Below are 11,479 nucleotides of genomic sequence, written 5' to 3' on the forward strand. Positions count from 1 at the left end.
AAAGCTAATGTGAGATTTTAAAACGTTTTCTATTGAATACCCAAGATTTAAGTGACTTGGGCTTATGGCAACTTTCTAACCATCCAGAGAAAAATCAATCTAATGGATTGGGTTTGCCGAATACCTGAGGTTATTCTTGTAACTTTCTGTATATCATTTATATATGTAGTTAAAAAGCAAACAAAACATTTTGTTCTTTAAGTATAGGAGATATAGTTTCGGAACATATGTATAGCGAATTAGAAATTTTATCTCGTTTACATGCTTGAAATGCTCTTGTTAAATAAGGCGAAGGGAAGTTCATTCACTCATTTTTGTACACCTGGCGAACAGTTCCTAAGCATTTCCACTGTTATGTAAATCGACCAAGTGCAAAGAACAAATAGTGTCTGTAAGAAAGGCTCCATAAAACCTGTTAGATCGAAATTGCAAAATATATTTATGTCAGTAGCTTGATAATTTGGATCAAAAAATTAAATTATCAACTATCGGATCATCTTGGTTAGCATCTCATCGATTTTTTCTCTCAAAATTTCAGTTGGGTCGCTAATTTTGTGACGTTCTGCACGACCTTCGTAGAGGGCCAACATTTCACACAGATCTTTGTCTGTAAGATTTACAATCAATTTCCCTTGCTCCCGCATGGCTCCTTTAGCAGCAATCAGTGCATTTTTGTCAGCGCCTTTTTTTGAGATAACAAAAGCAATCATACGATACCCTTTCTCAAACAAATATTTTTCAGTGGTGAATATTTGACCTTGCTTAATTTTATTAACATAATTTTTAAATTCAAATAGCACGTAACGGGAGTTAAAGTCGCCTACAATTTCCTGCCAAAAATTATGGTCTGATCGTATCCTGCAAACGAGATCGAAGCGATGAATACCCGCATCGGTTGTAAGTTGATCTTCCCATAATGCCAGATCGCGGTCAAACAGAAAGCGTAAAATTTCAATGCATGCTTTTTCATATTGCCGATCAGGACTTGCATCGTCGTCGTCACTATCATCGTCATCACTTCTTCCTGACGGTACCATCCGCAATATTTCACATAGTTCTTCGCCTTTGGTTTTAATTGCTGGTGTAGGACTCGGCGTTTTCTTTGGAGTATCAGGCAAATCTTTTAAATCTCTTATCGGCAAGTCATCTAGTTCAAATCCGAATTCAATCGACATAAATTCTGCAGGTGACTCGCCCGTAGCCTGCACGTAAAGCTGTTCCAATTCATAATATAGGTCTGGGTTATTGAACGTGAGTCTAAACAAGTCCGTAATATCCCAAATGTGAACACTAAATTGTTCAAGCAATTGTTGCTTATAAGGTTTTGAAACTGCAGAAGATACTATGAGTAAATTTATTTTATATAGGCCTACTAACGGCTGAAAATGCTCAACTGCATTTTCAATCATTTTTGGCGAGACGGTTCGACTACTGTAAAGTTTTATTTCTGCGATACCGTTAAGATCACCTCGTTCAAATATGATATCGGTCTCACGTTCTATTGGCTGTTCAATGAATTGATTGATCTTTATAGTAAAGTTATGAGTAAGAAAAACTTCTTGGCAAACTTTCTCAAATTGATAGCCAAGCTGTATTCTCTGTTTATTAAAACGTGTAGGCATGGTATTAGGGTTTTATGAATCGAATATCTGTATATGTCTAGGGAGAATCAAATTATTGGTTTACCTAAAATCCTATCCTTAAGAAAGCTACCCTTATCAAATGGCAAAAGCATATAGCTTCAATAATTCCTTTTTTTTAAAACCGGTGTTATATTTTTGACATCAAGTAAGAACAAATTGTTAATCATATATGATTTCCTCATGCATTTGTTTTAGAAAATTTGAACTAAACTTCTTCACTAAAGTCTGCAATAATATCGTATCTCACAAAAAACTCTTTGGTTCCAGAGGCAAGATCGAAGAAACCGCTAAGTTCTGAGGTTATCGGGATAAATATTCTATTGTCTGTGACAATAGTGGTGGTTGGCAAAGCCTTACCACCAGTTGAGTCATCAGAAAGTTTTTCCTTTAATTCTATTTCATAATACAGAGATAGCTTATTTGACGCATGTGTAAAAATATAAACTATCTTATGCATACTCCAGATGACTTTGGTTGTGTGTGGCTCAAGAAAAAAACTTAACTGACTTTTGAATATTTTTTCTGACAGACTCAGAAAAAGCTGAAAATTGTTCAGACTGGGGTAAGACTTGTCTGTCTTGAGCAATTTCTTTTCTGTTGTGGTTTCGCGCCTTATAATCGGTGGCAGGGGGGCAAAACCGTCAATACCTAAATCCTCGAAAACTTCAACCCCCACAATACTGGGTATCTCTTCCTCCACGGACCCAACCTGCGTGTATCCGACGTACTGCTTCTGGCTCCTCGTAATCGTGTTAGATTTCTTGATCACTTCTGCAAGCCCTATTTCCCCTGCAGCAAATTCAGATAAAAGTGCTTCCACTTCGCCCATTTCTGAGTACTCATATTTATACAGCTCCTTATTTTTCATCAGAATCTGTTGAAGTGCATCAGCACCCTGTTTTGTGGATGATGGGACGTATTGGGAAAACTTTTGGTACAGATAGTTTCTAACGAAATCCTTAACAAAACTCGCAAATAAAGCCCATTCGGTAGTATAAATCTGCAAAACCTGCTGAACGGCGCCAGAATTACGGGCAATATATATATTCACCGTCTCATTTTTTTTCTCCACTACACTGGGAACCGAATGGCTGATATCTGCAATTATAATTTTGGTGTCCGCAATCAGGTAATCTTCATTTAAAATATTGGTAATTCTTAAAAGAAGAGTTAGTTCGGAAATATTCAGCTCATTTACAGTGTATTCTTTAATGATGAACACCTTGTCTGGAACTTCTTCAATGTTAAGTTTTTTCAGGTATTCCAGTTGTATTTTTCTTCTGGGATTGTCCTGGCTCACTTGCAGGAGATAGGTATTTTCATTGCCGAATTGTAATATGGTCGATTGTTCACGGCCTGCGTAATAAACCACATTTCTTCCGTGTAGGGTTTGCTGGATTTGTTCCATACTCCAACGTTCCTGGCCAGGGTAAACTATGATTTTGATTTTTTTTGCCAGTTCATATCTACCTGTTTTGGCAATATAACTTAAAAAACCACTGTTCTGGTCGCCCATTTCTAGATCTGAAATTACATCAGCAAGCATGTATTCGGCAGCATAAATAATCTTGGAAACAAAATCAATACTCTCCCTGCTCAAGGCCTCCCGTCCGGCAGTTGGATGGAGGACAGAAAGGTTGACGACTCCTCCCAAGTTAAAACTACCTCCCACGGGTACGGGTGCAAGGCCAAAGTAATTCCTTAAACCGTAAATCCCACCAAGCCCCTGAGAAAGGGAGATGTCCCCGTTAACGGCCTGTCCGTCCTTTATTACCTTGTCGATAAAGATTTTTACAAGGTTTTGCTTATTGATCTTTATTGTCAATCCAAACGTTACGCTCCTATCTCCAGTATGTACAATTAAGTGCTCAGAGTGGAGCAGATTATCTTCCTTAACCTGTGCCTCGTCCGTATAAGTTGCTTGGCTAACAAGCTGACCGTTTATGTAAACTGGTACCTGAAGGTATTTTACGTATGGCGACAGATAACTTATCGCTCCAGGTATAGTAAGAGTAGTTTTATTGTCAAGTTCAGCTGTAACTTTAGTCCCTGGCTCGCGGATTTCATCAAAAATCCGAAAGTCAATGCATTCTTCGGTTATTGAAAGCTGCTCCCTGTCTGCAAAAGTTTCTATGGTTTGGTTACCATCCACATAATGCGTCAGCACTTGTATGGTCTTACAAACTCCGAAATTAGCCATTGCGCCTATTCCGAAAGTGCCCACTACCCCGGCTTTTTTTGCAATATCATTATTTTTTCCGCTTGATCCTGCCTTCCAGAAATTGTTTTTAACCACGTCTTGGTTCATCCCAATGCCATTGTCTTCGATTATAATTTCAGATGCGGAAATGCGAACTTCAATTTTAGGCTCGAACTTTTTAACATCCAATTGTTTACGCATTAAGATGGCGTCGTAACCATTTTGGATATTTTCACGTAACAGAGCGTACGGTGAATCGTAGATTTCGTTAGAAAGAATTTCCAAAACTCTCCTGACTTCAATTTGAAAAGATAGTTTACTTGAATTAGTCATTTAACTGTAGTTTAGCTTTACGGATTATTTCTTTCACAGAAGGGTCTGCTTTGTTAGTGTCACTGATTTGAACGATGATTTCCTTAATCATTGATTTGTTTTTAGTAACCGTTGCGGCGTTTAACACAATAATGGTTTCCTGAATTGTTTGAGGTGCGGATAAATAGGCTAGTGCGGCATCGTAGTCATCTGTTATGTTGATGCACTCTGCCAAATATTTCCTTACAAAATCATCTGAGGTATCCATTGCCATCAAGATAGACTTAGCTTTATCATACGATCTCTCGCCCATCAGCCTTTCAACGTCCAAAAGAACGGTAGAGATGTCAACTTCCCTGGGATCCTGGATTTCAAATGCGTAAGTGCTTAAGTTTGTCGAATCGATACGCCCTGGTATCCAGATAGGATTATTGAAAGAGGAAGATTCTGTTTTCTCCCGTACATGCAGATTAACCTTGATTTTCTTTTTCGGAAGCGTTTCAATTTCGATGATGTTGTACTGGCGGTTGGTTCCCGTAGGTAGCTCAGAAGGACCTGCGCACAATGTACCCGCGCTAAAAACTGTTATTTTTTTTTGCTCGATAACATCATTGTATTCGTTGATGACTTCCATCTTATGTTGATGGCCATGGAATCCTATAGCAATATTTGCATCAATGAAATTTTTCAGTCTGCTACTATCCATGTAGTTCGCATCATTTGGGCCACCCTTGGTATTGTGGTGCCAGGTTCCCAAAATAAGTCTGCCTCGCTTTCTCAGTTCCCGTATCATTAGGCTGGATTCAGAAATGCAGTCTGGATGAATATCACCAACCAGTCGTAAATGGTCGTTATTATAGCAGGTATTGTAGGCGACAACGGAAAGATTGTAGTCTGCCAGATCAAAAATTTCAAATTGTTTCTCCGGATTTAAACTGTAAGTTCTTTTTCCTTCGTAAAAACGAGTATAAAATTCAGCGAAAGCAGCAAGCCTTTTCTCATACATTGCCGAATCCGTAATTTTATAGAAGGATAGCGCTTTCCAGGACCATCGCATCGGAGAATCTGATTGAGTGGATTGTTTATGAATTTCCCACTTGATATTTCCCAGTTCATCCATGAAGTTCGTCTTTTCAACTCTCTGCATACTTGCCTTCGAAAATTGCCAGTCGATGTCGTGGTTTCCCGGAATTAAAATGATTTTACTTTTATCCCCGTTTAAGAAATCGTCGGTCAGCTTATTCAGGAAATCTTCGGCTTCCTCATATTGCTGCTGGATTTCTACAGTTGCTTTCGTTGAATCCTCACTTGTAGATCCCCTGATAATGTCCCCACTGACAATTATAATGTCGGGCGCCTTTATTTTTAGGGCTTCCTTAATTGTGTATTTATCCTTGTCTGAAATCAACGAGGAAAGCAAAGCACTATTTGAAATTTTGTAGTCTCTGCTTCTGTGAAGATCAGAAATGTGCAAAATTGAGAGTTTATCAGACATTACATTTTAAATTGAAAAGAATGACAATGGTTGAAAAGGCGTGGTAAACTTATCTCCTTTGACTATCTATTATTTTCGAAAATAGACAATTAAATACATTATTGGTACTTATTCCGCCCTTAATGATCAATAAACTTTTGGTAAATTCAAAGGCTGGCTTAATTCATTGTTAGAAAAATTATATAATAATGAGATTTGTCTTTTTATTATTTTTTGTTAGATTTAAAAAATTGGAATGGCTGGTATTCATTCTTCTTAAATCTGACGACTCATTTGAATAGCTCTCAAATTCCTCGCGCTGTCATTCTAACTGCAATTCCACTGGAATATCTTGCTGTGCGAAAACATTTGGCAGATTTACAGGAAAAAATTCATACTAAAGGAAATGTTTACGAGCAAGGAAAATTCAATGGTCAATATCATTCTTGGGAGATTGGTATTGCGGAGATTGGTGCTGGAAATAATACCTGTGCACTAGAGACTGAAAGAGCAATAACATTTTTTGAGCCCGAAGTTATTTTATTTGTAGGCATTGCTGGCGGAATTAAAGACCTAAATCTGGGAGATGTAGTTGCTGTTGAGAAAGCTTATGGATATGAAAAAGGTAAAGTTTCTAAAACAGGCTTTCTTCCCAGACCAGAGGTTGGAAAATCCTCTTATGAAATTTTTGAAAGGGCAAAAGCGGAGGCAAGGAAACAAGACTGGAAGAATAGATTAAATTTATCTGATCAAACTGAATCAATAAAAGTAATATCAAAGCCTATAGCTGCAGGCGAAAAAGTAATCGCTTCAACCAGATCCGAAGTTTATAAATTATTAAAATCATCCTATAATGATACTGTGGCGGTTGAAATGGAGGGAAGTGGTTTCTATACTGCTTGCCATGCGAATGGAAATCTGCAATTTCTGATAGTAAGGGGGATATCAGATTTACTTAACAATAAATCCACCACTGATGGTCTGGGGTATCAAGAAATTGCAGCCGCGAATGCAAGTGCTTTTGCTTTTGAGGTACTATCTAAATTTAAAGTAAGATAAACGATGACAACGATTTCAAAAAATCAGCAGAGACCCATAATTGAGGAGTTTGCACAAGAAATTAGAGAGAATAGAATTAAAATAAATAATAGCGATCCTATTCCTTTTCGTGATGACAAATTTTCAAAAAAAATAAGGGAGGCATTTAAGGTTCCAATTGAATTATTGAGATTCAGAAAAGACAATGGAAGAATTGCTTCAGATGTTATCACTTATGAAAATAGTAAAGGCATCTTGAATGAAACAACTGACTATGGCCAATCTGTTTTAAAACGATTTCTTGAGCTGAAAGATCCTACCCCAACTCTAGAATTAACAAACACTATTCTTAAAGAAGGACAGGAAGATTTTGCTGTAATAACCGCAGATGGTTTTTTAATAAATGGTAATCGTAGAAAAATGGTTCTAACCAACTTATTAAATCGCAATAAAGGAGACGAGCAATTTAAATACCTAAAAGTTGTCATTTTGCCAGGTCTTGAAGAAAATGAGCCACCGCCTACATTACTTGAAATTGAACAATTAGAGAACAGATATCAATATCAAAGAAGTGGTAAGGCTGAATATTACAATTTTGATAAAGCTCTATCTATCAAAAGAAAAATTGATATGGGGATGAGTTTGGAAGAACAATTAAAAGATGATCCCAACTATTCTGATTTAACGCCTGCGAAACTTAAAAAAGAGATAATATCTGTTGAAGAAGATTTTATAAAGCCTTTGGAATGCATCGATAAATACCTTTCCTATTTAGGACGGCCTGGTCATTATAATACGATTTCTGAGGGAAGAGGTGACAGCGAGGGTAGATGGCAAGCATTTTTGGATTATTATAAAACTGTCTACAAAAAGCTTTCTGATGGTCGCCAGCGTACCAAGCTCGGTATCTTCGAAGAAGAGGTTGGGAAAATTGAAAATGTTGCCTTTAAAATAATCAGGAAAAGAGAAATCGAAGGTATCAATAAAAAAGCTCACCAAATTATGCGTGATCTAACAAAGCTATTCGAAAAAGAAAATGTTAAAAAGGAGCTCTTCAAGTTATTGCCCATCAAATTTACTCTACCTGAAAATGAGTTAAAAGACGAAGATGGTAATGAAATAGATGAGAAAACAAAAGATATTATCTGGGGAAATAAGTATGGGCAGGATTTAATTTGGCACGTAAGAGAAGCTTATGAAATATTCGAACACAAGAAAGAGAATGAATCGCCTTTAAGTCTGTTGAAAACAGCATTAGATAAGCTCAATCACCCATCTCTTGATGTTGCTAAAATCGAACTCGATAAACTAGATGATGCTATGAAGTTTTGCAAATCTATTCAATTACGTGCAAATGAGATTGAACACCATATATATGATCTCAAAAAAAATAAAAACAAGTTATCTAAAAAATAAAAGTAGTGGTAGAAATAGATATTAATGAAAATAAAATCCTCATAAAAGATGCATCTGAAACTCTTGGCCCTATTGAGCAAAGTCAGATGTCTTTTTGGGGCTTTCAATATATCAATTCCCATAAGTTATATGAAAGAAAACTGATTGAGGAGGTTTTCCTGAAAATATTAAGGTATTTTGAGAACGAGGAAACTCCATATGGATTAAGCGAAACTGCTAAAACTTACTCCCAAGAAGTAAACCTTTTGAAAGGAAGATTTGACTCTCTAAAAAATGAAGCTTCACAATATAAGCAGGGAGAATATAATGTTGCCCTTTTTGAAGAATTTAAAGAGTTCGTTGAAGCTAGTATAAAAAGAAATCTTAAAATACATCAGCTTAAGGCTGCTTACCATCTTTATTTATTAGGTAATGCAGCTAATTTTTCTGTACCAGGGAGTGGGAAAACTACCGTTGTTTTGACAGTATATGAAAAACTGAGACTTGAAGGTAAGGTAAATACATTATTTGTGGTTGGCCCTCCATCAAGTTTTGGCCCATGGAGAAACGAGTTTTTCGAAACTTTAGGGAGAAAGGCAAAATGTACTGTTCTGGCTGGTGGAGTAAAGAAGGAGCGTAAAAAAAAATACATTAATATACCTGAGACCTCCTCAGAATTATATTTGACTAGTTTTCATACATCTTTATATGATAAGGATGATATGACCGGTTTTCTAAAACAAAAACATATAAAAGCCTTATTTGTAGTGGATGAAGCCCATTATATCAAGCAATTAAATGGAAGCTGGGCACAGGCTATTCTTGACCAATCATCTAGTGCTGAATTTAGGTGTGTGCTTACCGGAACACCAATGCCAAAGAGTTATAGTGATATTTTTAATTTATTTGATTTTTTATGGCCCAAAGAAAGGCCAATAGAGGCTAATGACCGTACTAGGATAAAAATTTGTGAAGATAATCGAGATACTGAGACAGCTAGATCAATTCTCAATAATTTGATCGGGCCACTATTTTATCGTGTTAGAAAAAGTGACCTAAATCTGAAACCACAAAATTTCTTCGAGCCGATTTTGGTCAAAATGCAGGTTCATGAGCGTAAAATTTATGATGCGATTTTCAATCGTATTAAAAATTATGCCAGAGAAGATTATTTTAAAAATGTTGATTTTATCAATAAACTTGGAAGAGGAAGGATTATCAGATTAAGACAATCTATTTCTTACCCTAAGTTACTGACCTCTGCTATTGATGATTATGATGAAAAACTGCTTAAAGACTTAACGGATATAAAATACTTAATTAGAAATTATGATCAGCTTGAGACTCCAGGTAAAATTATTGAATTAGTAAACCTGGTAAAAAAGCTTCGAAAAAAGAAACTAAAGGTTGTAATTTGGTCTAACTTCATAGGTAGTATAAATTTAATTGAGTCGGAATTTAAAAAATTAGGGTTTCCTTGTAAAAAAATATATGGAGATACGCCTGTCGAAGATGGAACATTTAAAGAGGGAACCAGAGAAAAAATCAGAGATGAGTTTGTTGACCCCAATAGTGGGCTTGATATACTTATAGCCAACCCAGCAGCTTGTGCTGAATCAATCTCGTTACATAAAACCTGCCATAATGCAATCTATTATGATTTAAGTTATAATTGTGCGCAATATCTTCAATCTCTGGACAGAATTCATAGGGTAGGCGCTTCAGAATTTATCGAAGCAAATTATTACTTTCTACAGTATGAAGATTCAATAGATTCTGATATTAAATCTAACATTGATATAAAAACAAAAAAGATGCTAGAAATTATAGAAGAAGATTATCCTATATATTCTTTGGATATGTGGGAAACTGGCGAAGACTCGGAAGCTTATAAAAGACTATTTTTGCAAGACAATTAATATATAGATGCAAACCGTTATAGATATAAAGCCAAAACTTAAGAAAATAAATGCACCATTTGGGTATTTTGGGTCAAAAAACAAGATCGCATTAAAACTGTGCACTCATCTTCCTCCGCATAATTGTTGGGTGGAGGTTTTTTGCGGTTCGGCAGCCTTAACTCTTTCTAAGGCTAAAGCACCTATTGAAATTATAAACGATATTGATAACGAAATTGTAAATCTCTTTCAACAGTTGCGCAATAATCATGAAGAACTAATTAGACTCATCACCTACACGCCTTATGCTGAAGAGGAATTGAATTTGGCAAGAATCCATATGATTAACCTTACAGACGTAGAACGAGCGCGACGTTTCTTAGTTCAATCGATGATGGCAATAAATGGAGTTTTTGGCGAAGAACGCGGAGGTTTTTCTTATTCAGATTCATATAGTAGAAATGACTGTGAGGCAAGGGTCAACCGATGGTTTAATTTGCCTGAAAGATTGAAAATTGTTGTCGAGCGCTTAAAACGGGTAAGAATCGAAAATAAAGATGCCAGAAAGTTAATGAAGAGATTTTTAAAAAGACCCGCAACGCTAATGTATCTCGATCCACCTTATCTCGGAGATAGAACTAGTGGCTATAATATGGATGCAAATGATGAATTATTCCACATAGAGATGCTTAATCTGGCAGATAAAGCTGATTGTATGGTCTTGATTAGTGGTTACGAAAATGCAATATATGATTCTATTTTAACAGAGGAGAAGGGCTGGACTACAAAAAGGATTGAAACTGTAACGAAAGGCTCTACGGGGCATAGTCACAATCGAACTGAGATTCTTTGGATGAATAAACATTTTAAAAATAATCTTACGGATAATGAACTCCCTTTAATTTTCTCCGATGCTGAAATAAAACAAAAAAAAGTTAATCCAGAAAGATTATAATAAAGTTACTGACGATCAACCAATTAAAAACTCTCATTTGATAGTATTATTCATAGATTTTAATCTTGAGAACTTTGACTTAACATTTCAATGATTTTCTTTATGCAAAAGTAAAGTTTGACTGTCTAGATATAATCTTGAAACCATATAGAAAGGAATGTCTCTATGAGATTTAAATTTGGTAGAAATTTTAAGAAAAATTTATATTTTTTTGGGGAATTGGAAAGTTGAAATTTCTGCGTTGCGATTTTTGCGGCTTTTTTCTTTGTATAATTTTGCGCAGATTTATTCTGTAAAAATATCTGCGGGATTTTTTTTATCTGGCGGAAATTTTCTTTTTGGAGAATTTTTTTTTTTTTTTTGGAGAATTGGCGCGCAGAGTCTCCGCTAATAATAGTTCTGCGGTTTCGCCTTATTACATTCTGTGCAGATTTTATTCTGCAAAAATATCTGCGGGATTTTTTTTAATCTGGCGGAAATTTTCTTTTTGGAGAATTTTTTTTTATTTTTTTGGAGAATTGGCGCGCAGGAATTTCTGCGCTAATACTTCTGCGGTGTTTTCGC

Annotated in this window: 7 protein-coding genes; 4 read left to right on the forward strand and 3 right to left on the reverse strand. The window is 35.9% G+C overall.

What is annotated here, in order from left to right; genetic code table 11:
• Positions 1 to 485: 485 nt before the first annotated feature.
• From AB669_RS20475 to AB669_RS20485, 3 genes are all read right to left on the reverse strand, one after another.
• A complete protein-coding gene (locus AB669_RS20475; protein WP_047801216.1) occupies positions 486 to 1,622 on the reverse strand; it encodes a hypothetical protein in 1,137 nt (378 codons plus the stop codon).
• 226 nt (positions 1,623 to 1,848) lie between these two features.
• Positions 1,849 to 4,176: an ATP-binding protein gene (locus AB669_RS20480; protein WP_082120752.1), complete on the reverse strand. Its 2,328-nt coding sequence runs from the start codon at positions 4,174 to 4,176 to the stop codon at positions 1,849 to 1,851.
• Positions 4,169 to 5,650, reverse strand: a complete 1,482-nt coding sequence (locus AB669_RS20485) for a metallophosphoesterase (protein WP_047801218.1) — start codon at positions 5,648 to 5,650, stop codon at positions 4,169 to 4,171. Before AB669_RS20485 ends, AB669_RS20480 begins: the two co-directional genes overlap by 8 nt.
• Positions 5,651 to 5,845: 195 nt before the next feature.
• On the opposite strand from AB669_RS20485, the gene AB669_RS20490 reads away from it, so the two are divergent.
• Genes AB669_RS20490 through AB669_RS20505 form a run of 4 tightly spaced genes read left to right on the forward strand, consistent with a single transcriptional unit; the run spans position 5,846 to position 10,915 of the window.
• Positions 5,846 to 6,688 (forward strand): 5'-methylthioadenosine/S-adenosylhomocysteine nucleosidase, encoded by an 843-nt coding sequence (locus tag AB669_RS20490; protein ID WP_197082459.1) that lies wholly within the window; start codon positions 5,846 to 5,848, stop codon positions 6,686 to 6,688.
• Between the two features lie 3 nt (positions 6,689 to 6,691).
• Positions 6,692 to 8,083: a hypothetical protein gene (locus AB669_RS20495; protein WP_047801219.1), complete on the forward strand. Its 1,392-nt coding sequence runs from the start codon at positions 6,692 to 6,694 to the stop codon at positions 8,081 to 8,083.
• Positions 8,084 to 8,088: 5 nt separating this feature from the next.
• Positions 8,089 to 9,981 (forward strand): DEAD/DEAH box helicase, encoded by a 1,893-nt coding sequence (locus tag AB669_RS20500; protein WP_047801220.1) that lies wholly within the window; start codon positions 8,089 to 8,091, stop codon positions 9,979 to 9,981.
• A gap of 7 nt (positions 9,982 to 9,988) precedes the next feature.
• A complete protein-coding gene (locus AB669_RS20505) occupies positions 9,989 to 10,915 on the forward strand; it encodes a DNA adenine methylase (RefSeq protein ID WP_047801221.1) in 927 nt (308 codons plus the stop codon).
• Positions 10,916 to 11,479 lie beyond the last annotated feature (564 nt).

The organism is Pedobacter sp. BMA (genome assembly GCF_001027745.1).
GTDB lineage: Bacteria > Bacteroidota > Bacteroidia > Sphingobacteriales > Sphingobacteriaceae > Pedobacter.

What these genes read in the sequence shown, in the direction of transcription:
- AB669_RS20475 (WP_047801216.1), bottom strand. Translation starts at nt 1,622, where the DNA reads ATGCCTACACGTTTTAATAAACAGAGAATACAGCTTGGCTATCAATTT.
- AB669_RS20480 (WP_082120752.1), bottom strand. Translation starts at nt 4,176, where the DNA reads ATGACTAATTCAAGTAAACTATCTTTTCAAATTGAAGTCAGGAGAGTT.
- AB669_RS20485 (WP_047801218.1), bottom strand. Translation starts at nt 5,650, where the DNA reads ATGTCTGATAAACTCTCAATTTTGCACATTTCTGATCTTCACAGAAGC.
- AB669_RS20495 (WP_047801219.1), top strand. Translation starts at nt 6,692, where the DNA reads ATGACAACGATTTCAAAAAATCAGCAGAGACCCATAATTGAGGAGTTT.
- AB669_RS20505 (WP_047801221.1), top strand. Translation starts at nt 9,989, where the DNA reads ATGCAAACCGTTATAGATATAAAGCCAAAACTTAAGAAAATAAATGCA.